At 69.6% G+C, this 21,663-nt stretch carries 19 protein-coding genes; 9 read left to right on the forward strand and 10 right to left on the reverse strand.

What is annotated here, in order from left to right:
• Window positions 1-3 precede the first annotated feature (3 nt).
• Window positions 4-1,170: an acyltransferase gene (locus tag AB0H76_RS23315; protein WP_357327610.1), complete on the reverse strand. Its 1,167-nt coding sequence runs from the start codon at window positions 1,168-1,170 to the stop codon at window positions 4-6.
• Between the two features lie 203 nt (window positions 1,171-1,373).
• Here AB0H76_RS23315 and AB0H76_RS23320 point away from each other — a divergent pair, with 203 nt between their 5' ends.
• Both AB0H76_RS23320 and AB0H76_RS23325 read left to right on the forward strand, forming a co-directional pair.
• On the forward strand, window positions 1,374-2,489 hold the full coding sequence (locus AB0H76_RS23320) for a DUF3068 domain-containing protein (protein ID WP_357327613.1): 1,116 nt from the start codon (window positions 1,374-1,376) through the stop codon (window positions 2,487-2,489).
• 95 nt (window positions 2,490-2,584) lie between these two features.
• On the forward strand, window positions 2,585-3,520 hold the full coding sequence (locus AB0H76_RS23325) for an FAD-dependent oxidoreductase (protein ID WP_357327616.1): 936 nt from the start codon (window positions 2,585-2,587) through the stop codon (window positions 3,518-3,520).
• On the opposite strand, the gene AB0H76_RS23330 is transcribed toward AB0H76_RS23325, so the two are convergent.
• Window positions 3,521-4,657 (reverse strand): polysaccharide biosynthesis protein, encoded by a 1,137-nt coding sequence (locus tag AB0H76_RS23330; RefSeq protein WP_357329830.1) that lies wholly within the window; start codon window positions 4,655-4,657, stop codon window positions 3,521-3,523.
• Window positions 4,658-4,805: 148 nt separating this feature from the next.
• On the opposite strand from AB0H76_RS23330, the gene AB0H76_RS23335 reads away from it, so the two are divergent.
• The 3 genes from AB0H76_RS23335 to AB0H76_RS23345 all read left to right on the forward strand — a co-directional run bounded on the left by AB0H76_RS23335 (window position 4,806) and on the right by AB0H76_RS23345 (window position 8,983).
• The gene (locus tag AB0H76_RS23335; RefSeq protein WP_357327619.1) at window positions 4,806-5,363 is read left to right on the forward strand and encodes a 1,4-alpha-glucan branching protein; all 558 of its coding nucleotides are present in this window, start codon (window positions 4,806-4,808) and stop codon (window positions 5,361-5,363) included.
• Between the two features lie 43 nt (window positions 5,364-5,406).
• On the forward strand, window positions 5,407-5,970 hold the full coding sequence (locus AB0H76_RS23340; protein ID WP_357327622.1) for a hypothetical protein: 564 nt from the start codon (window positions 5,407-5,409) through the stop codon (window positions 5,968-5,970).
• A 496-nt stretch (window positions 5,971-6,466) separates the two neighbouring features.
• Window positions 6,467-8,983, forward strand: coding sequence for a hypothetical protein (locus AB0H76_RS23345; protein ID WP_357327624.1), 2,517 nt, complete (start codon window positions 6,467-6,469; stop codon window positions 8,981-8,983).
• On the opposite strand, the gene AB0H76_RS23350 is transcribed toward AB0H76_RS23345, so the two are convergent.
• Both AB0H76_RS23350 and AB0H76_RS23355 read right to left on the reverse strand, forming a co-directional pair.
• Window positions 8,973-9,374 carry a hypothetical protein gene (locus AB0H76_RS23350; RefSeq protein ID WP_357327627.1) on the reverse strand — a complete coding sequence of 134 codons (402 nt, stop codon included), beginning with the start codon at window positions 9,372-9,374 and terminating at the stop codon, window positions 8,973-8,975. The genes AB0H76_RS23345 and AB0H76_RS23350 overlap by 11 nt on opposite strands.
• 76 nt (window positions 9,375-9,450) lie before the next feature.
• Entirely contained in the window at window positions 9,451-10,626 is a 1,176-nt protein-coding gene (locus tag AB0H76_RS23355) for a glycosyltransferase family 4 protein (RefSeq protein ID WP_357327629.1), read from the reverse strand.
• A gap of 232 nt (window positions 10,627-10,858) precedes the next feature.
• On the opposite strand from AB0H76_RS23355, the gene AB0H76_RS23360 reads away from it, so the two are divergent.
• Window positions 10,859-11,005 carry a hypothetical protein gene (locus AB0H76_RS23360; RefSeq protein ID WP_357327632.1) on the forward strand — a complete coding sequence of 49 codons (147 nt, stop codon included), beginning with the start codon at window positions 10,859-10,861 and terminating at the stop codon, window positions 11,003-11,005.
• A 142-nt stretch (window positions 11,006-11,147) separates the two neighbouring features.
• Window positions 11,148-11,912, forward strand: coding sequence for a class I SAM-dependent methyltransferase (locus AB0H76_RS23365; protein WP_357329832.1), 765 nt, complete (start codon window positions 11,148-11,150; stop codon window positions 11,910-11,912).
• A 2-nt stretch (window positions 11,913-11,914) separates the two neighbouring features.
• On the opposite strand, the gene AB0H76_RS23370 is transcribed toward AB0H76_RS23365, so the two are convergent.
• Complete coding sequence (locus AB0H76_RS23370) at window positions 11,915-12,220, reverse strand: hypothetical protein (RefSeq protein WP_357327635.1); 306 nt, start codon at window positions 12,218-12,220, stop codon at window positions 11,915-11,917.
• Between the two features lie 203 nt (window positions 12,221-12,423).
• On the opposite strand from AB0H76_RS23370, the gene AB0H76_RS23375 reads away from it, so the two are divergent.
• The gene (locus AB0H76_RS23375; protein WP_357327638.1) at window positions 12,424-13,869 is read left to right on the forward strand and encodes an aldehyde dehydrogenase; all 1,446 of its coding nucleotides are present in this window, start codon (window positions 12,424-12,426) and stop codon (window positions 13,867-13,869) included.
• Here AB0H76_RS23375 and AB0H76_RS23380 read toward each other — a convergent pair.
• The 5 genes from AB0H76_RS23380 to AB0H76_RS23400 form a co-directional block, all read right to left on the reverse strand.
• Window positions 13,866-14,057 (reverse strand): hypothetical protein, encoded by a 192-nt coding sequence (locus AB0H76_RS23380; protein ID WP_357327641.1) that lies wholly within the window; start codon window positions 14,055-14,057, stop codon window positions 13,866-13,868. The two genes, AB0H76_RS23375 and AB0H76_RS23380, sit on opposite strands and share 4 nt — an antisense overlap.
• 241 nt (window positions 14,058-14,298) lie before the next feature.
• The gene (locus AB0H76_RS23385) at window positions 14,299-16,125 is read right to left on the reverse strand and encodes a phosphoenolpyruvate carboxykinase (GTP) (protein ID WP_357327643.1); all 1,827 of its coding nucleotides are present in this window, start codon (window positions 16,123-16,125) and stop codon (window positions 14,299-14,301) included.
• A gap of 272 nt (window positions 16,126-16,397) precedes the next feature.
• Window positions 16,398-17,924, reverse strand: a complete 1,527-nt coding sequence (locus AB0H76_RS23390; protein WP_357327646.1) for a hypothetical protein — start codon at window positions 17,922-17,924, stop codon at window positions 16,398-16,400.
• Window positions 17,911-19,002, reverse strand: a complete 1,092-nt coding sequence (locus AB0H76_RS23395) for a hypothetical protein (protein ID WP_357327648.1) — start codon at window positions 19,000-19,002, stop codon at window positions 17,911-17,913. The genes AB0H76_RS23390 and AB0H76_RS23395 overlap by 14 nt, the downstream gene beginning before the upstream one ends.
• Before the next feature lie 119 nt (window positions 19,003-19,121).
• Entirely contained in the window at window positions 19,122-19,904 is a 783-nt protein-coding gene (locus tag AB0H76_RS23400) for an SDR family oxidoreductase (protein ID WP_357327651.1), read from the reverse strand.
• Window positions 19,905-20,117: 213 nt separating this feature from the next.
• Between AB0H76_RS23400 and AB0H76_RS23405 the strand changes: the two genes are divergently transcribed.
• On the forward strand, window positions 20,118-21,593 hold the full coding sequence (locus AB0H76_RS23405; RefSeq protein WP_357327654.1) for a lipase family protein: 1,476 nt from the start codon (window positions 20,118-20,120) through the stop codon (window positions 21,591-21,593).
• The last annotated feature ends 70 nt before the right edge of the window (window positions 21,594-21,663 follow it).

A 21,663-nucleotide genomic window follows, 5' to 3' on the forward strand; every position in this document is an offset into this window, starting at 1 on the left:
GTACTACCTCGACTCGGCGTGCGCGCGATCGCGACTTTGGGCGAAGCGGCGGGCGGGATCCTCGATCAGCGCGTAACTCGCGGCGGCGACCGGCAGGGTGATGGCGATGGTCAAGAACAGCACCCAGGCGAAATTGCCGCGGAACGGCAGGATGCCGAAGACCGGGAACACGATCGAGAGCACCGCGAGGTGCCACAGGAAGATGCCGTAGGACCAGCGGCCGAAGGTGGCGGCCACCCGGGATTCCAGCCAGCGGTGCCGCGCGTCGCCGAGCACCAGCGGGGCGATCAGGCCGAATCCGATGATCATGCCGAGCGTCATCTTCACTACGTACTGCCAGGGCTCGGCGTGCGTAAGTCCGGCCGGGCCACCGAGATCGGTGGTCGAGAACAAGAAGGCCACGAGCGCGACGGCCCACATCAGCGGCTGACTGCCGAGCACCCGCACCCAGCGCGTGGGAACGGCCGGTCGGATGTCGACGAGTTCGGCGAGCACCATCCCCGCGGCGAACCACGGCAGATAGGCGGGCAACCAGTTGTCGGCGTGGATCGCGTCCGGGGTCGGCACCGGAATGAAGTTCCAGCCCAGGCAGATCAGCGCGCTGCCGGCCAGCACCGGCACCCGCCACCGGGCCGCGTCGCCGCGCAACCGCACCAGCGCGAACGCGAGCAGCGGCAGTACTGCATAGAAGGCCACCTCTACCGACAGACTCCACATCTGAGTGAGGCCGTCGGTCAGGGTCAGCGGGATGAACACTTGCAGCAGAGCCAGATTGGAGAACCACACCCGCCACCCCGCGGAGTCGGCCGCGCTCGGCAGGAGAAGCAGCACCGCGAACACCACGGCCCAATAGGCGGGCAGGATGCGGGTGGCGCGGTGCCGGAAGTAGTAGCCCGTCGAGGGCGCGGCACCCAGGCCGCGGGCCGCCGCCGCGTGCGGGCGCCACAGCAGGAAACCCGACAGCGCGAAGAACACCGCGACGGCCATGTCGAAGCGCTCCCACACCTTGCCGACGACCGGCATCGAACTCGCTCCGGTCTGGAATGCCACGTGCGTGACGATCACGCCGAGGGCGGCCATGCCGCGCATCCCCTCGAGGGCGGGAACGAAGCCGCGCGATCGGGCGGGGGCGGCCGGGGTGGCGGCGGACACAGGGGCGGTGGCGGTCATCGCGCTCCAGTCTGCACTATCGATTTCCCAGGTGAGAACACTTCGTTTCACTTTTCGCGCTACACTCAGCGCGATTTTGGTCGGAAACCGGACTCGGCAGGGCATGTTACTACTCGGTCCTGTTAGTGTCGGGGCTCACGAGTGCCGCGGGCTGCCCGCAGTACGCGGAACGACCTGTGTGTTCTAAGACGAGGAGTGTTTGCATGGCACTGAGTGCCGGAACCAGAAGGACGGTGGCCTGCCTGCTCGTGGGTCTCGGCGCGTTATTGATCGTGATGGCGCTGATGATCCCGGCCTACACCGTCGGCAAACTGGCGAAGACTCCTCTCGACCTCGAGATCACGACCATCGCCAAGAATGCCCCCGGCTCCGAAAGCCAGGTGCTCGACGCCAAGTCGCTCACCTCGCCCGAGGGTTCGGCCAAGGTCGACAGCAACGTGCCCCTGGTGTCCCAGCGGTTCCTGACTGTCGAAGAGCCGTCCGACGCCAACGAGCTGACCGTTCAGGCCGGTCAGACGCTGCGCCGCATCGACAAGCAGGGCGACACCGGCCTGCTGACCGCGTCGGTCGACCGCGTCACCATCGACCGCAAGACCGGTGAGCCGGTCGCCACGCAGCCCAACGGCTCCATCGCCGTCGGTGTCGACAAGGAAATGAAGAGCGTCGCCGAGCCGGTGCAGCACGTCGGCCTGCAGTACCGCTTCCCGCTCGGCACCGAGCAGAAGACCTACCCGTACTTCGATCTCAACGCCCGCAAGACCTTCGACATCAACTTCGTCGAAGAGACCGAGATCAACAGCATGAAGGTCTACCACTTCTCGCAGACCATCCCGGCCACCAGCATGTGGGACGTCGTCAAGGCGCCGACCAACAAGCTGGAACTGCCGGCCGCGAAGTGGGGCGTCGAGGGTGACGGCCCGGTCACCATGACCCGGTACTACACCAACACCCGCGACCTGTGGGTCGAGCCCGAGACCGGCACCGTCATCAAGGGCGGCGAGCAGATCCACATGTACTACGCTCGCACCGCCGACAAGCCCGAGGTCACCGCGCTCAAGGGCAACATCGTCTTCGACGAGAACACCATCGAGTCGCAGATCGCGGTCGCCAAGGAGAACATCGACAAGCTGTCGCTGTACGGCCGGATCATGCCGATCGTGCTCGGCGTGCTCGGCGCGATCCTGCTGATCGTCGGCGTGCTCATCGGCATCCGCGGCGGCTCGGCTCCGGCCGGCCGTAGCAACAACCGCCTCGCCGGCGGCGGCCCGGTGCGCGGCGACGATTCGCCGACCCAGGTGATCGACACTCGCAACCTCTGACCTCGTCAGGTTCTCGAATTCGGCCCCCCGGCTTTTGCCGGGGGGCCGAATTCTTTTTGCGCACATGGCTTCTCGCGCGTTGTTAGGGTGCCGGTATGAGTGACGCGGATGTGGTCGTGCTGGGTGGCGGGGTCGCCGGACTGACCACGGCGATCGTCCTCGCCGAGCGGGGCGCGCGGGTCCGGATCTGGGCGAAAGAGCTGGCCGCCTGGACGACCTCGGCGGTGGCGGGCGCGCTCATCTGGCCGTATCACATCGAGCCCGCGGAGCTGGTCGCCGTGTGGGCAGTGCGGTCGCTGCGGGAGTATCGGGAGCTGGCCGGCGATCCCGCCTCCGGCGTCCGGTTGGTGACCGGAGTGCAGGCCGAGACGCCGCTGGATTTCATGCCGGTGTGGACCGACGCGCTCGACGGCGTCCGAGAGGCAACCGCCGCCGAACTACCCGTGGGCTGCGGCCAGGGGCTGCGGGCCACGGTGCCGCTGCTGGATATGCGCGTGCACCTCGAGTATCTGGCGCGGCGGCTCGCGGCCGCGGGCGGGATGATCGAGGAGCGCGCGGTCGCCGGGTTCGGTGCGGCGGCGCGAGTAGCGCCGGTGGTGGTCAACTGCACCGGTCTCGGCGCCCGGACGCTGGTGCCCGACACCTCCGTGCGGCCGGTGCGCGGGCAACTCGTGATCGTCGAAAACCCCGGTCTCACCGAGTGGTTCGCGCACGCCGGCGCCGAGCTGACCTATCTACTGCCGCGACCGGGGTACGTCATCCTCGGCGGCACTTCACAACCCGGCTCCTGGGACCTGACCCCGAATCCGGCGACCGCCCGCGGGATCGTGGACCGCTGTGCGCGCATCCATCCCGAACTCGCCCACGCCCGCGTTCTGGAACACCGGGTCGGGCTGCGACCGGCCCGGCCCAGCGTGCGGGTCGAACGGGAAGAGCTCGACGGTGCGCTGCTCGTGCACAACTACGGTCACGGTGGTGCGGGCGTCACCGTGGCCTGGGGCTGCGCGGAGGCCGCGGCCGCGCTGATCTGATTACTCGCGCGCGGTGCCGGCGGTACGCAGCACGGTCGCGGCGACCACCGCGGTCGTGGTCGCGGCGACGCAGACGCACAGGGTGATGAGCGTGGAAATCGAATGGGCGAACAGCAGGGTCAGCGTGACCTCCACCGCAAGACCGACCCAGGCCAAGGTGGCCAGGGCGGTGCGGTCCAGGGCGATGGCCGAGAGCACCGCGCCCTGCAGCACCGCGAGGATCGCGCCGTGCAGGGCGAACAGCCAGAGCAGGCCTTGGATCGGGGCGTAGTCCGAGCCCGCGAACAGCGGGGCCAGCGGGGCCGCGACGGCCGCGCCGAGCACCGCGACGACACCGATGCCCGAGAGCACCGCCAGCGCGTCCCGGATGGCCCGGGCAGACTGGGTCGGCTGCGCCATCCGCGGATAGAGGACCACTCCGACGGCCTGCGGCAACCAGAAAGCTATCTTCGCGGCGACCGTGCCGAGCGCGTAGCGGCTGGCGTCGTCGGTGTCGCCGAGCACCATGCGGACCACGATCAGGTCGGCCGAGGACAACGCCATCAGCGCCGCCTGCACCTGGGCCGCCCGGATCACCGGCAGCACGCCCACCGTGTGCTCGGTCAGCACGGCCCGGACCTGCGGCGCACCGGCCACGAAACGCGCGAAGGCCGCCGCGGCGGTCAAGCCGAGCGCGGCCGCGGCCAGCGCGGCCGCCGTGCCGCCACCGAGCACCAGCACCGCCAGCGCGGGCACGACCCGGGCGATCCCCGCGACACCGAGCACCACCGCCAAGCGGCGGAAACGATTGCTGCCCTGCAAGATTCCCTGCTCACCGGAGAGCAGGACCAGCGCGGGCGCCGCGCCGAGGGCAGCGGCGCACGCGAGCACGTTCACGTCCAAAGCCAGCGTCACCAGCGGTACCAGCACCGCCGCGAGCGCGGCCACGATCACCGCGCACCGCCACTGCAAGCCCCGCAGCGCGGACACGCTCGCACCGCGCACCAGCTCGCGCGCCACCACGTTCTGCAACGCCAGCGCCGGCACCGCGCACAGCAGCTGCACCGCCAGCAAACTCGCGAATTCACTGAACCCGGCGACACCCAGCCACCGGCTGGCAAGCACCTGGAGCAGATACCCCGCCACATTCGCCGTCATCGCCCCCGCCGTCACCAACGTCAGATCCGCGACGGCGGGCAGGCGACGAACTTCGGGCACACCCCATCGTCGCACCTCACCACCCCGGCACCGCAGCCCAGCCCACCGTGCGGTCGCTTCCGGGCGCGCAGCTGCCTAGGGTCGGACAATGGCCGTCGTACACAACACCACGATGAAACCCACCAAGTGGGAACTGCTGACCGCGTGGCTGCCGCGCCAGGACTGGTTCCGGGGCGGCGCACCGGTGGTGCGCAAGGCGGGTGGATTCCGCCTCGACGATCCCGCGGGCGCGGTCGGTCTCGAATTCATGATCGTGCTCGACGAGTCGGTCACGCCGCCGGTCGCCTATCACGTCCCGATGACCTACCGCGACGCTCCGGTGGCCGGGAACGAGGCCGCGTTGATCGGCATCTCCGAACACGGTGTCCTCGGCACCCGGTGGCTCTACGACGGCGCGGCCGACGACGTGCTGGTGGCGCAGGCCTCGGCGCTGCTCACCGGGCAGGCGCGGGCGCAGGCGCAGAACACGAGTGACGCTCTCGATCCCACCGTCGAGGTCACGGCGGCGGCCGCCGCGACCGCGGTGCGGATCGTCCGGACACCCGGCGACCACCCGCTCTCCCCCGACGCCGTCGGGCACGTGACCGGAGCATGGCAGTCGCCGGACGGCACGCCGCGCGGGATCCTCCTCGAGGCGGTGGGCTGAAAAACGATCGCCCGGGCCCCCGCCGCGCGGGAATAATGCTGCGGTGAGCAAGCATCGGATCGCCGTGGTCGGCACGTCGGGGTCGGGCAAGAGCACGCTGGCCCGCCGGATCTCCCGGCGGCTCGGGATCCCGCACATCGAACTCGACGCCATCCACCACCAGCCCGGCTGGACGCCGATGCCCACCGCGGAATTCCGCGCCGCGGTCACCGAGCGCCTCACCCCGGAGAGCTGGGTGGTAGACGGCAACTACCACGGCAAACTCGGCGACCTCGTCTGGCGGCACGCCGACACGGTGATCTGGTTCGACCTCCCCCGGCCCCTGGTCACCTTCCAGATCGTCAAACGCACCCTGGGCCGCGCCCTGACCCACCGCGAACTCTGGAACGGCAACCGGGAGCGCCCCCGCAACTTGCTGTCCCTCGACCCGGAGCGCTCGGTGATCATGTGGTCCTGGACCACACACGCCAAAAACCGCGCCCGCTACACCGCCGCCCAAACCAACCCCGCCTACCAGCACCTCACCTTCATCCGCCTGCGCTCCCACCGCGAGGCCGACGCCTTCCTCGCCGCCCTCGGCAGCGCCGCCGTCGACCGCCAAGGCTGAGCAGTCCGCAGAGCAGCGGACCGATATCGCTGGGAGATCAGCGGCAGCGTCGGCCAGCGGTTGTGTTGGGACACCTGTCGAGCAATGCGCTGTCGTGTCGGTTGGCTGCTGTGTCGGCAGGCCGGTCGTGTCAGCTGGCTGCTGTGTCGGCAGGCCGGTCGTGTCAGCTGGCTGCTGTGTCGGCAGGCCGGTCGTGTCAGCTGGCTGCTGTGTCGGCAGGCTGGTCGTGTCAGCTGGCTGCTGTGTCGGCAGGCTGGTCGTGTCGGCAGGCTGGTCGTGTCGGCAGGCTGCTGTGTCGCCGGGCTGCTGTGTCGGCAGGCTGCTGTGTCGGGAGACCTGTCGAACAAGCACAGCCGCAGCGGCACGCTGTTGCGCGACGCGAAATCGAGGGCACCGGTCGGGGTGGGGCCGGATTTGTCGGCTCGGGGAGTTCAGCGGGCGGTTCGGGCACGTAGGGTGGCGAGCCGTGGGTGACAGGAGCGGGTGGCGGAGGTTGGTGCCGGCCGGGTACAGCGCGGTGCTGGCCCTGCTCATTGCCGGGCCGCTGCTCGGGCCCGGATATCTGCTGCTGCGGGACGCGGTCAGTACGCCGCGGTCCTACCTGACCGATTCGGCCCTGGGGCTCGGCGACGCCGCGCCGCGGGCGGTGCCGCAGGACGCGATGCTCGCCGTCCTATCCCCGATCATCGACGGCGGACTACTCGTCAAGGCGATCCTGGTGATCGCGCTGTGGGCAGCCGGCTACGGAGCCGCGGTCCTCGCGCGGGAACTGCTGCGCGCCGGACTCGGACCACAATTGGTCGCAACCACAGTCGCCCTCTGGAACCCCTACATCGCCGAACGTCTCCTCCAAGGACATTGGAGCCTGCTCGCCGGTTACGCCGCGCTCCCATGGACCGCGCTCGCCGCCTACCGCCTGCGCTCAGCGCGTGCGCCCCGCACTGACGCCGGGATTTCCTGGCGCGCACGGAATTCCCTCGGCACACAGATTCCCACCGGCGCACAAGGCTTTCCCGGTGCCCAGGATTCCCTCGGCGCACCGGATGCCCCCAGCGCTACAGATTCCCCCCGCGCTACAGATTCCCTCGGCGCCTCAGATTCCGTTGGCGCTACGGATTCGCCCGCGGCTACAGATTCCGTCGCCGCTACGGATTCGTCCGCGGCTACAGATCCCGTTGGCGCTACGGATTCGCCCGCGGCTGCAGATTCCGTCGACGCTGCAGATTCCCCTGGGGCTACAGATTCTGTCGACGCCACCAATACGCCCGGGGCTACAGATTCCGTCGGCGCACGAAACTCCCTCGGCGCGTGGGGCGCACTGGCGGCATGCTTCGCCGCCGCCGGTCTCACTCCGACCGGCGCACTGCTGGCCGGGTTGACGGCACTGATCCTGGTCCGCGGGCGCCAAATCCCCGGCACGCTGATACTGCTGGCGTTGGCCAGCGCGCCGTGGCTGACCGCGACAGCGCTCTCTGGAGCGGGGGCCGAGCCCTCCGACCCGGTAGGTATCGCCGCCTTCGCCGCCCGCGCCGAACCCGGCCTCGGCACCCTGGGCAGCCTCGCCGGGCTCGGCGGCATCTGGAACGCCGACGCCGTACCCGGTTCCCGCACAACCCTTCTGGCCCTGTTCGGAACGGCGATCCTCCTGGCACTCGTGGCGACCGGCCTCCGCGCGTTAGCCAACCCCCGGGTAGGCGACGCTCCCTCCGATTCGACCCGAGCGGGTTTACGCCGCGCAGCGAGTGCCCGCGTGGCAACGAACCACCGCACCAGCGCCTCCCCGCAAACAGGCGACACCGCCTCCGCGGCAGATCCGACCCGACCCGCATCGAGCGGCCCTACCGCAACAGACCACCCCGCCGGAATCTCTCCACGGATGAACGGCGCTTCCGCCGTGGCGAATTCGGGCCGAGCCGTGTCCGAGCCGGACAACAGCGCGCGACCAGACGACGAATCCTCCTTCATTGCTGATCCGGCGCGGATACGGACTCGGCGGGCGCTGCTGGTGCTGGCTGTGGCGGCGGTCGTGGTGCCCGCGCTGGCCGCTACCGGGTTGGGGCGCGAGGTTATGGAATGGCTTGTTGTGCAGGTGCCGGGGGCGGGGCTGCTGCGCGATACGCAGAAGTATGTCGCGTTGGCGGTGCCGGGATATGCGCTGTGCGCGGCTGCCGGTTGCCAGGTGCTCGCGAATCGATTCGGGCGGTCGAGCGGTCGCGAAGAGTTCGAAGGTGCGGATTCCGTTGCTGAAGTGAGCTATCGGGAGGGGCGCGCGGCGGAGCCGACTGCGACGGATTCCCCAGTCGACGGCAACGAAGTTCCGCGCGAATCGGCCGGTGGTGAATTGTCCACAGCTGTCCCCAGGCGCGGTGTGGATGGAACCGCCGGCGCGCGTACGCCGGGCACCACCTTGATCGCGGCCGCGTTCATAGCGCTGCTGATTCTGCCGCTGCTCGACCTGGCGTGGGGGGTCGGGGGCGCGGTGCGGCCGGTGCGGTATCCGGGTGGGTGGGAGCAGGTGGCCGCGCGGATCGAGGGGCCCGGGGATGTGGCGGTGCTGCCGGGCGGAATGTTCCGGAGGTTCCCGTACAGCGGGAAGGCGCCGGTGCTGGATCCGGCGCCGCGAATGCTGCCCAATGACGTGTTGCAGACCGGGCAGCTGCCGGTGCGCGGGGCGGTGGTGGCCGGTGAGGGTCGACGCGCGCAGCAGGTGGAAGAACTACTGCTACACGGCAGTTCGGCAGGGCAACTAGCGGGGCTGGGGGTCGGGTGGGTGCTCGTCGAGCGGACGACACCCGGGCCGCTGGGCAGGTCGGAGCAGGCGCTCGCCGAACTCGAGCCGGTGTACTCCGACGATCAGCTCGCGCTGTATCGGGTGCCGGGCGTCCAGGTCACCGAATCGCAAGCGGCACACCGGTTCATCACGGGTGGCGCGCACATCCTGTGGGCGGCAGTGCTTTTCGGCGGCCTGCTGGCGGCAGGGCGCGGCCGGACCAGGACCGAAGTCAGTCCTTGACTTCGGTGTGCTTGTCCCGCATCTCGGCCAGCGCCGCCGCCCGGCGGGCCGCGCGCCGTTCCTGCGAGGCGCTGCTGCGGCGGGACTCGGACGCGGAAGGTTCGTCGTCGTAGTCGAATTGGGGCCGTCCGACGTCGGAGATGTCGATGGCGCGCAGTCCGTCGATCAGGAGCAGGACCGGCGCGATGAGCACGACCCAGAAGATGCTGAAGGTCTCCGTGTCGGTGAATGCCGCGAGATAGATCAGATATCCGGCGTAGCCGAGACATCCGAGGCCCGTCACGGTTTCGATCGTCTGGCGAACGATTCCCAGTTCACGCAGTGACAGCGCGAGCCCGATCAACACCACTCCGGCGATCACGAGCAGCACGACGTAGGTGCCGAACACCAAGCCCCCAGAACATCAACAGCCTTGCGGCACCCGACAAATCAGACATAACGCTAACATCGACCGCCGGGTCTCCGGCTCAGAGGCGCGGTTCGGGCCCGGCGACCAGACCGGACACGTGCTCGCCGCGGGCCACCGCCGCCAGCACCTGATAAACCCCGTTTCCGGTTTGCTCCCAAGAGAATTCGCGGGCGCGGGCCCGGGCCTTCTCCCCCATCACCGTGCGGCCTTCGGCATCCTCGAGCAGGTCGCCGACGGCGGCGGTGAGGTCGGTGACGTCGTCGACGAGCAGGCCGGTGACGCCGTCGACGATGGAGTCGGTGAGGCCGCGCGAGCTGCGGTAACCGACGGTGGGCACACCGTGCTGGGCGGCTTCGATGACGGCCAGGCCCCAGCCTTCCTTGCGCGAGGGCAGCACGTGCACCCAGGCGTGGGCGAGCAGTTCGTGCTTCCGGCGTTCGTCGACGTGACCGTGGAAGGTGACGGCGTCGGCGATGCCGAGCGCGGCGGCGTCGGCCTGGAGGTTCTCGGCCCACCAGCCGCCGCCGATGACGTCGAGGCGCAGGCCGGGGACCCGGCCGCGCAAGCGGGCGACGGCTTGCAGCGCGTCCTCGATCTGCTTGTGCGGCACCAGCCGGGACAGCACCACGATGCGCGGTTCGGGTGTGCGGGTCTGCACGGCGCCGGTGGGCGCGCCGGCGGGCACCGGTTCGGCGCCGTTGCGGACGACCGCGATGCGTTCCCGTTCGACGCCGAGGGTGGCGAGTTCTTCGGCGGAGGGCAGCGAGACGGTGAGGTACTGGTTGGCGCGGTGCACGCGCGGGGACAGCCGGGATTCGATCCACCAGCCGATGCGGCCGACCAGGCGACCGGCCACCGGCCACTGTTCGCGATGTCCGTGGTGCACGAGCACGACGGAGGGCGCGTCGGCGGCCGTGGCGGCGAAGAAGGGGATGCCGTTCTGGGTGTCGATCACCGCGTCGGGGCGCAGGCCGCGCAGCGGGCCGATCCCGATCCGGCCGAGGGCGATGGCGGCGAGCGCGCGGGGGTAGACGGTGTAGCGGCCGCCGGCGCGACTGATGTCGATGCCGTCGAGGTGTTCGCGCTTGGCCGCGCCCGGATAGCGCGCGGTGCGCAGGGTGACCTTGACGCCGCGCGCCGCGAGCTGGGCGCCGACCTGCTCCAGGTAGCGCTCGCTGCCGCCGCCCTGCGGGTGCCCCGTGTCACGCCAGCAGAGCAGGAGAACTTCGCGCACGGTGGAGCTTCTCTCGGTCGTCATGATCACGGCAACGCGCTCCACAATAACCTGCCGCATCCCCGTGGCAACCCTCCCACCTGCTCAGTCGCCGGGAACGATGGCGCGAATGCGTCATGGTGAATTTATTGAAACGCCGACATTTCACAGCGAGTTCTCGATAACGTCCCTGCACCCGCCGAACCCGGCGGGCGTGGTCGGGTACCGCACTCGGCATTGATGAGGAGGACACATGAAAGCAGTACGGACTAGAACTGGCGGCAACACCGGCACCGGAAGCGGCGCGGGCGGGGACCTGGATGGCCTCCTCGGCGTAATCCTCGCCCTCATCACCTCGTCGACCTCCACCGGCAGCGGCGCCTCCAGCGGCGTCGGCTGACCCAGCGCGGGCCCGGTCGCGCGCGGCGACCGGGCCTGCCCCGCCGGAGATACCGGAGCGGCGGACAGTCCTCGACGCCGGTTATGCGACACTCGCCGTCGTGCCGAGAGCTGACATCACGCCCGCCGAAGTGACGGGACCGCTGCCCGGGTGGCGACCGTCGTCGCGGTTCGCGCGGCGAGCGAGCTTGCGCCGATCCTGGCGGCTGCTCAGTAGCTTCCGGTTCGAGCAGAGCGATCCGGCGCTGTTCTACGGCGGGATCGCCGCGGACAGCGCGGCGATGATCGCCGATTTCTACCGCGATGTCACCGGCCACGATTTGCGCGACGCGATCGTGCTGGACGTCGGGGGCGGCCCCGGATATTTCGCCGACGAGTTCGCCGGCACCGGAGCCCGGTACATCCCCGTCGAGCCGGACCCGTCGGAAATGCACGCCGCCGGCCTCTCGGTGGCGGGCGCGGTGCGCGGTTCCGGAATGGCGCTGCCTTTCCGCGACGACGCGGTCGATATCTGCTTTTCCTCGAATGTCGCCGAGCACGTGCCGGATCCGTGGCTGATGGCCGACGAGATGGTGCGCGTGACCAAGCCCGGCGGCTTGATCGTGTTGTCCTACACCGTGTGGCACGGGCCCTTCGGCGGCCACGAGACCGGACCCTGGCATTACCTCGGCGGCGAGTACGCCGCCCGGAGGTATCGCCGTAAGCACGGACGCGAACCGAAGAACCGTTTCGGCCGGTCCCTGTTCGCGGTCCGCGCCGCGGACGGATTGTGCTGGGCCGCAGGCACTTCCGCCGACGTGCGCGCCCTGTTCCCGCGGTATCACCCCCGGTGGGCCTGGTGGCTGGTCCGGGTACCGCTGATCCGGGAGTTACTGGTGAGCAACCTCGTCGTGGTGGCGACGAAGTAGCGCTATTTCTCCAGCCAGCCCCGGCGCCAGCTGCGTCTGGCGCAGGTGTTGCCGGGAATCATCTCGCTCCAGGGCGATTCCTGGATCGCGAGGCCCACCGTCTCCAGCGTGGTGAGCCCGACCTGATCAGCCAGCAGCTTGAGATAGGCGATCGCCTCCGCGGCTTGCATTGCGGCCGTGGCCTGTTCGATTGTTAACGTGCGCCCGGGCAGGAATGACACCACCCAGCCCCCGCTGCCTACGCTTCTGGCCTGATGTTCGGTTTGGTCGCTGGTCATTACCGAACGTCCGACAACTTGCACCGCCATGACCCGTCTCCCCTGCATTGGTTCCGAGAATCGAGCGAGCTGATCAGTAGCTATCAGCATCCTCGCTTCAGCAACAGAACGCAATAGTGCGTTCTCCGAGAAGCGAACCGACAGGTTGGAATTCGTGCAGTTCAACGCGGCGGCACGGAAGAAAACTGAAACATGTTACAGACAAGCGGGCAGCAAAACTGTAACGTGTTCCCATGCATTACGACAGCTTGTTCATCGGCGGCAAATGGACCGCGCCAGCCAGTTCCGAGCGCCTCCAGGTCATCTCCCCGGTCACGGTGGAACCGGTGGGCAGCGTCCCGGTCGTCGAACGCGCCGACGTCGACGCCGCGGTCGCCGCCGCCCGGCAGGCCTTCGACTCCGGGCCCTGGCCGCAAACCCCACCGGAGGAACGCGCCCAGGTGCTCACCCGCGCCGCGCGCCTGATCGAGGAGCGCTCCGCCGAACTGGTGGCCGCGCTCAGCGCCGAGATGGGCGCACCGCAGATGTTCGCCATGATGCTCAACCAGATTCCCGCGACCGCCGCCCTGGACACCTACGCCGGACTGGCGAAGTCGTTCCCCTGGAACGAGACTCGCACCGGCATGTTCGGCACCACCCGGGTCACCCGCGAGCCGCGCGGCGTCGTCGCGGCGGTCACCGCCTGGAACGTCCCGCTCTTCCTCGCCGTCAACAAGCTCGCCCCCGCCCTGCTGGCCGGCTGCACCGTGGTGCTCAAGCCCGCGCCGCTGACGCCGATCACCGCCAACATGGTGGCCGACATCTTCACCGACGCCGGCCTGCCCGAGGGCGTCCTGTCGGTCCTGCCCGCCGAGGCGGAGGTGGCCGAGTACCTGGTCTCGCACCCGGACGTGGACAAGGTGACCTTCACCGGCAGCACCGCGGTCGGCCGCAAAATCGGAGCTATCGCCACCGGGCAACTCAAGACGGTGTCGCTCGAGCTCGGCGGCAAGTCCGCAGCCATCATCCTGGAGGACGCGGATCTCGCGGCCGCCATCCCGCAGCTGGCCTTCTCCGGCCTGATGAACTCCGGCCAGGGCTGCGTCGCGCAGACCCGCATTCTGGCCCCGCGCAGCCGCTACGACGAGATCATCGACGCGCTGGTCGCCCACGTGAAGACGATGAAGGCCGGTGACCCCACCGACCCCAGCGTGCAACTGGGCCCGCTGATCTCCGAGGCCCAGCGCGACCGCGTCGAGGGCTACATCGCCAAGGGCAAGGCCGAGGGTGCGCGCCTGGTGCTCGGCGGCGGCCGTCCCGAGGGCGTGGACCGCGGCTGGTTCGTCGAGCCGACGATCTTCGTCGACGTGGACAACAAGTCCACCATCGCACAGGAGGAGATCTTCGGACCGGTGCTGGCGGTGATTCCGTACGAGACCGAGGAAGAGGCCATCGCGATCGCCAACGATTCGGAGTACGGCCTGGCCGGCTCGGTGTGGACCACCGATATCGAGCACGGCGCCGAGATCGCGGCCAAGGTGCGCACCGGTACCTACGCGATCAACTGGTACGCCTTCGATCCGGGCGCACCGTTCGGCGGCTACAAGAACTCCGGCCTGGGCCGGGAGAACGGCCCGGAGGGCATCGACGCGTTCTGCGAGCAGAAGTCGCTGCTGATGCCGCTCGGCTGGACCGGCTAGTCCGGCATCACCACACGCAAGGCGGGCTGACCGTCCGGAATGTGCGCGCCGACGACCTCGACGCGCCAGCCGGGCGGTAGCACGGCCTCCAGCCGTCCCGCGGCGCGCCGCAGCGGGGTGCTCGCGCGGACGAGTTCCAGGCCCGTGACCATCGGGATCCTGGGCCCGCCGAATTCGAGATCGGTCATGCGCAAACCACCTCTCGACTGGAAGCAGTTCAGAGCGGATAGCTAATTTTCAGCATCCGGACTGGTCAGCCGTCATCGGCTGGTCGGCGCAAGCATAAGACACCCTCTAGCAAACCCTGGGCAGTGGTCCGGCCGCACGGTCACCGGCCCGAAAACGCCGGTAGAACCCGTTGGCCGCCAATAAGAACCGCCCGCACCGTTCGGAAACGGTGCGGGCGGTCGGCGTTTCAAGCGGCGGGGATCAGCCCAGGCGCTGCTTCAGCGCCTCGAACTCGTCGCGCACACCGGAGGGCAGCTTGTCGCCGACGAACTCGAACCACTCCTCGATCATCGGGATTTCCTTGCGCCACTCCTCGACGTTCACCGCGAGCGCCTCGTCGACATCGGCCGGATCGACATCCAGGCCCTCCAGGTCGAGGTTGGTGGCGTGCGGCACGGTGCCGATGGCCGTGGCCTCACCCTCGGCCGAACCGTCGATACGACCGACGATCCACTCCAGCACGCGGGAGTTCTCGCCGAATCCGGGCCACAGGAAGCGGCCGTCGGCGCCGCGCCGGAACCAGTTGACGTAGAAGATCTTCGGCAGCTTGTCCGCGTCCGCGTTCTTGCCGAGCGAGATCCAGTGGTTCATGTAATCGCCGACGTGGTAGCCGAGGAACGGCAGCATGGCCATCGGGTCGCGGCGCACGGTGCCGACCTTGCCCTCGGCCGCGGCGGTCTGCTCCGAGGACATGGTGGCGCCCATGAACACGCCGTGCTGCCAGTCGAAGGACTCGGTCACCAGCGGGATGGTGGTCTTGCGGCGGCCACCGAACAGGATCGCGGAGATCGGCACGCCCTGCGGGTCGTCCCACTCCGGCGCCAGCGTCGGGCACTGCGACATCGGGGTGCAGTAGCGCGAGTTCGGGTGCGCGGCCAGCGTCTCGGTCTCCCGCAGGTACCAGTCGTTGCCCTTCCAGTCGATCAGGTGATCGGGCTCGCCCTCCAGGCCCTCCCACCAGACGTCGCCGTTGTCGGTCAGCGCGACATTGGTGTAGACGGTGTTGCCCGCGTCGATGGTGGCCATCGCGTTCGGGTTGGAGGAGTGGTTGGTGCCGGGCGCGACACCGAAGAAGCCGAACTCCGGGTTGACCGCGTACAGCTGGCCGTCCGCGCCGAACCGCATCCAGGCGATGTCGTCGCCCAGGGTCTCCGCGCGCCAGCCGGGAACCGTCGGCTGCAGCATCGCCAGGTTGGTCTTACCGCAGGCCGACGGGAACGCCGCGGCGATGTAGTAGGCCTTGTTCTCCGGGGAGATCAGCTTGAGGATGAGCATGTGCTCGGCCAGCCAGCCCTCGTCGTGCGCCATCGCCGAGGCGATCCGCAGCGAGTAGCACTTCTTGCCGAGCAGCGCGTTGCCGCCGTAGCCGGAGCCGTAGGACCAGATCTCGCGGTCCTCGGGGAAGTGGGTGATGTACTTGGTGTCGTTGCAGGGCCAGGGCACGTCGGCCTGGCCCTCGGCTAACGGCGCGCCGACCGAATGCAGCGCCTTCACGAACGGGCGATCGGTGCCGAGCTTGGCCAGCGCCTCGGCGCCCATGCGAGTCATCACGCGCATCGAGACCACGACGTACTCGGAGTCGGTCAGCTCGACGCCCAGCTTCGGATCGTCGGCACCGAGCGGGCCCATGCAGAACGGCACCACGTACATGGTGCGGCCCTTCATCGAGCCGCGGTACAGCTCGGTCATGGTGGCGCGCATCTCGGCGGGATCGACCCAGTTGTTGGTCGGGCCGGCGTCGGCTTCGGTCTTGGAACAGATGTAGGTGCGGGATTCGACACGCGCCACATCGGAGGGGTCCGAGAGCGCCAGGAACGAGTTCGGCTTCTTCTTCTCGTCGAGCTTCTTGAAGGTGCCCGCTTCGACGAGCTGAGCTGTTAGTCGATCCCACTCCGCGTCGGAACCGTCCGCCCAGACCACCCGCTCCGGCTGGGTGAGCTCTGCGACTTCCTGTACCCAGGCGAGCAGTTCGCGGTGCGCGGTGGGCGCGTTGCCGTCGGACAGACCAGGAATGGTCGCTGAGGTCATGAAAACTCTCCTGAGACGGGCGGCTCGAGGTGCTGACGCCCGCCTGGCCGACCATTTCGAGCGACCTGCAAGCAGTCACTACGATAGGCCACTTGACCAGCGCGAACTCACCAAGCGCCACCATTGGCGGTGAAGGCTCCCGCTACGACCAGTCGATAAGCGCGCCCCGGCTGAGCGGCGTACAAGGACGAAGCGGACGCCCAGGTTCCTGCTTAGAGGTTAACGCGGTATGACGACCAGTACGGAATCGGGTGCTCTTCTATTACCCACTCTCAGTCCGGATCAACAGGGCGAAGCTGCTGATCCAGCGTGTCGACGTCGCGTTTGCACGCGGCGAGTTGCCCCGGCTGCTCCGACCCCGCGCGGCGGATCCGGGACTCCAATTCCGCCACCCGACGGTCGGTTTCGAGGATCCGGGCGGCACTGGCGCGCACCACCTGCGCGGCCAGTTCGGTCTCCGACTCCACCAGCCCCGTGGCAACCCGCTGTTCGAGTTGAGCTTTGACGTTGACCAGCGCGTCGGCGACCCACTGCCGCACATGCGCCCGGTCGGCAACCTGACGGCGCGCCCGCACGACCCACCACGCGACCAGGGCGCCGAGCAGCAGAGTTACCGGAATACTGGCGAAATCCAAGGCCGGAACCAGGGCCAGCGGAGCCACCAGCAGGCGGCCCAAACCGACGCCGGCCGAGGCGCCGAGCGCGACCATCAAGTGATCTTCGACACCCCGATGCCGCGGTTCGGGTTCCGGGCCGACGCGCGGGGCCGGATCGTGGCGCAATTGCGGCAGGCCGGTGGCGCCGTCGAGCCGGTCCACCAGCACGGCCAGGCGGCGATCGATCTTCTGGTCCACGGCCCCGGTCAGCTCGGTGACGGAATGCTGCAAATGCTCCGGATAGTCGCCGAGCGCCTTCGGGCGCAGCCGGTCCAATTCGGCGCGGGCGGTCACGTGCAGCGACCGGACCTGCGAGCCGACCTCGGTCATCAGATCGACCCGGGCCAGGTGCAGCTGGCCGCGCAGCGCCGCCATCACCGAGGCGCGCCCGCCGTCGCGCCCGGCGAGCAGGGTCGCGCGTTCCTCGCGCCAGCGGTCCACCTCGGTGGCGGAGCGCAGCTTCTCGACCTGGCCGATGATGCGGCGGCGGGTGTCGGTGAGCACGCGGGCGGTGACGGCGGCGAACCGGCCGTCGCCCGGGGTGCCGGTGGCGGCGGAGGTCAGTGCGGCGTGCAGCGCGGTGAGACCGGAGCGGTCGAGCAGGCTGGCGTCGTCGGTGACGCGGGCGGCGGCGGCGAGTTTCGCCGAGACCGGCAGGATCTCGAGGTCGTCGTAGCCGTGCGCGGTGAGCAGTTCCTGATTGTGCCGGTGCACCGAGCGCCAGTCGCCGTAGGCGTGAATGGCGTTCATGGCGAGCAGGATCCGGATGTCCTCGGCCCGCAGGCGGCGGAGCAGATCCAGGGTGCCGGTGCCCAGGGTGTTGCCCGCGTCGAGCAGGACCAGGGCGATCGTGTGCGGGACCGAGCCCACCGGCGAGGTCTGCTCCACCGCCGCGCCCCGGTCCGGCATGGGGTCGCTGAGATCGATGTGCGGCTCGAAGCGCGCCAGCTCGGTGCGCAGCAGCGTGGTGTTGGCGTCGTCCGGACCGATCAGGGACACGGTCGCCGCGCCCCCGCCGGCCCGCATCGCCGCCAGCAGCGCGGCGCCCTGCGGATTCCAGCGCGCCACCACCTTCTCGACCTCGGGCGGCAAGCTCGGTGCAGCGGCGGCGGGCCGCGTCGCCCGCCGCTCAGAGTCCGGCACTGCTCATTCGCTCCCATAGCCGGACGTACCCGTTGTGCACGCGCAGGGCGGCACGCCGGGCCGCCGGGGACATGTCGCTGGAGACCACCGCGCGCCAGCGGGCGGCCCGGTGCAGCGCGTCGTCGGCGTCGGCGGGCGCGGGTGAGGAGTATCCGGCGGCGAGATGAGCGACCGACGGATGGGCCACGCCCGCGCACAGTGCGGTCCACATCGCGTCGTCGCTGTCCAGATAGCCCTCGATCAAGTCCCGGGCCCGGCCGTGCACGCCCGGCACGGCGCGCGCCGCCAGCCGCGCGAGTTCGTCGAGCATCTCGCCGCCACGCAGCGCGGTGACCTGCTCGTAGCGGCGGTGCAGCAGCCGATGCAGCGGATCGACACCGCTGACCGCGTGCAGCAGTTGCAGGACCTGGTGGCCGTTCAGGCCGGGATCGCGGCGCAGCGCGCCCAGCGCGCAGGTGATGCCGTAGAAGTCCCAGCGCTCCAGGAGTTGTTCGCGCTCGGCCACATCCGGGCCGAGCGAGGGCGAGGTGAACAGGTCCGAGGACAGCGTCAGCGACGGGTCACCGGATTCGGCGAGCCGGCGCAGCGTGTCCAGCTCCGGGTCGGACACCGCCCCGGCCCGGGTGCGCACGGCCAGCGAGGCGACCACCGGCAGCACCACGATGCCGAGCTCGCGGCTGTACTGGTCGGCGGCGAACACGGCGTCGGCCCAGCGGGTGCCGATGGCGTCGGCCTTGTTCAGCACCACCACGGTGCGCTCGGGCGGCAGTGCGTCCAGGATCCGGCGATCGGCCGGCAGCGGCGAGCCGGAGAGCACGTAGACGACCAGATCGGCGTCGATCTCCGGATCCGGCTGCCCCGGCTCGTCCACCGGGCCGGTCTCCGCCGCGGACATCAGCGCCAGCGCGTGCAGCACGGTGGTGCGGCCACTGTGCGCCCGCCCCGTGACCTGGATGCGCGGCGGGCGGCGCCAGGAATTCGCCGCGACGCCGGCGTGATATCCGATCTGGGGATCCGCCCCGGACGCTTGTAACTGGACGAGCAGCTGATCCAGCTGATCCTGTTCCCGTGTCGGCACTCCGCGCTCCCGCGGCTGGCCAGTGAATTCGGTCGCTGTCGGCAAGGCTCTATACCCCCTTCTCGCTGCGCAATTCTGTCAGACGCAGCGCCGGCGCACGCGCCGACCGCATCCTTCGCTCAGCGTTTGGCCAGGTATTTGTTGACCGTTCGGGTGGCCCATCCCGGCGAGTACTTGCCGGCGGCGGCCAGCAGTTTGGCCTGCACGCCGATCTCGTAGTGCACCTTGGGCAGCCGGGGGCGCTTGCCGACGGCGGACCAGATGCCGGTGGCCACGTCCGCGGCGGTGAGGTGCACGCCGAGGGATTGCGTGGTGCCGGTGTGCACGCCATCGACCATGGCGGTGGCGACGAACATCGGCCAGATCGCGATGACCCGGATGTCGTGGCGTTCCCACTCCAGATCCAGGGCCTCGGTCAGGCTCTTGACCGCGGACTTGGAGGCGCCGTAACTGGACAGTTCGGCCTGGCCGTAGATGGCCGAGGCCGAGCACAGGTTCACGACCTGGGCGCCCGGGGTGTCGCGCAGGTAGGGGAAGGCGGTGTGCGTGCCCGTCAGGACGCCGACGACGTTGACCTCGATGATGGCGCGGTGCGCGGCGATCTCGATGTCCTCGAAGGCGCCCGAGCGCAGGATGCCCGCGTTGTTGATCAGGACGTCGAGCCGGCCCGTCGCGGCGTGGAATTCGGCCAGGCGTTCGGACCACTGCGTGGCGTTCGTCACATCCAGGACGCCGGTCTGCACCGTGCCACCGGCCTCGGTGACCTCCGCGGCCAGCCGCGTGAGCCCGACCTCGTCGATGTCGTAGGCGCCGACCCGATAGCCCTGCGCAGCGAAAAGCAGGGCCGTGGCCCGGCCGATACCCGCGGCCGCACCGGTGATGAACACCGTCGGTGAGTTCATGGACGCAGTCTAGTGCCGCCCGCCAGTCCTATAACCAGGGTTCACAGACACCCCGCACGCCCCTTACCCTCCAAAGAGGAACAGCATGAGTAACGGTGCGTACCAGTCGTTTTCGAACGATATGCACAATTCCTGCCGATCTGCGGAACAGACATCGAGGCTGGACCGATAAATAGAGAAGTCCGCCCACCGGGGCGGGCGGGGAGGGTTGTGATGAGCAGCGACGCCATTACCGACACCGCACCGAAGCGCATGCGCCAGGGCCGGATCGACGCGATGCCGGCCGCGAGCGGTCCCGTGCGCGGCAGCGCCGCCCAGGTGCTGCGCAACTCCGTGCAGATCCTGCTGAATTCCGCCCAGATCCTCGCGGATTCGGCCCAGTTGCTCTCCAACCGGTCCACCCCGCTGCCCAGCGCGGACCCGTTCCACCGCCCGCCCAAGGGCTTCGCGAACCGCCCGGCCGGCACCGTGCTGCGCAGCCGCAAGATCGAGCTGGCGCTGTTCGGCCTGGTGCCGCAGCAGGTTTCGGCCTGGCAGCTGCTGTATCGCAGCGCCGATCTGCACGGCACCCCCGAGGTCGCGATCACCACGGTGCTGCTGCCCGAGGGCGCGGACCCGGCCGAGGACCGCCCGCTGCTCGCCTTCCAGACCGCGATGGACGCGGTCACCGAGAAGTGCTCCCCCTCTTATGCTTTGCGCCGCGGCGCGCGGGCGATCGGCGCGGTCACCCAGTTCGAATGGCTGCTCGTGGCCAACGCGCTGCGCCGGGGCTGGGCGGTCTCCATCGCCGATCACGAAGGGCCGCACGGGAATTTCGGCGCGCCCCGCGAACCCGGGTACCGCGCGCTCGACGGTGTCCGCGCCGCACTGAGTTTCGCGCCGCTCGGCCTGCATCCCCGCACCCAGATCGCGGCCTGGGGGTACTCCGGCGGCGGCATGGCCAGCTCCTGGCTGGTCGAGATGGCGCCCACCTACGCCCCCGAACTCAATCTCGTCGGCGCGGTGCTCGGCGCACCCGTCGGCGATCCGGGCCAGGTCTTCCTGCGACTCAACGGAACCGCCTACGCCGGGCTGCCCGCGGTCGTCATCGCCGCGTTGCACCGGCTCTACCCGGTGCTCGGCGCGGTGGTCCGCGAGGGCCTCACCGCCGACGGGCAGAAGTTCGTCGCGCACGCGCAGAACTCCACGCCGGTCGGCTCGATCGTCGGGCTGGCCAATCAGAAGCTCGGCGACTTCCTCACCGGCGAGCCGCTGGAGCAGATGCTCGACACCCCGGAGTTCCAGGCCATGTTCGACGACCTGCGCCTGGGCAACTCCACCCCGGACTGTCCGCTGCTGGTGGTGCAGCCGGTGCACGACCAGGTCATCCACATGGACGGGGTGGACGGGCAGGTGGCGCGCTACCGCGCGGGCGGCGCGAACGTCACCTACGTGCGCGATCGGCTCAGCGAGCACTTCTCGATGCTGGTGCTCGGCGCCCCGATCAGCCTGGCCTGGCTGGCCGATCGGCTCGCCGGTCATCCCGCGACCGCCAACGCCGATGCCACCGTCTGGTCGGTGATCGCCTCGCCCGCCGGTCTGCGCGGGCTGCTGGAGATGGCCTCGACGACCGCACGCGTGGTGCTCGGTCAGCCGCTGCGCCCGGAAACCGCACCGGCTCCACAGCTACGCAGCGAGCGGGCCGCTTGAGTCCGGCCTGAATATTCGGGGAGGCGAGCAGGCAGGCACAATGGACGCGTGAACGACGCCGCCAACCACA

This window comes from Nocardia sp. NPDC050712, from assembly GCF_040654295.1.
Taxonomy (GTDB): Bacteria; Actinomycetota; Actinomycetes; order Mycobacteriales; family Mycobacteriaceae; genus Nocardia.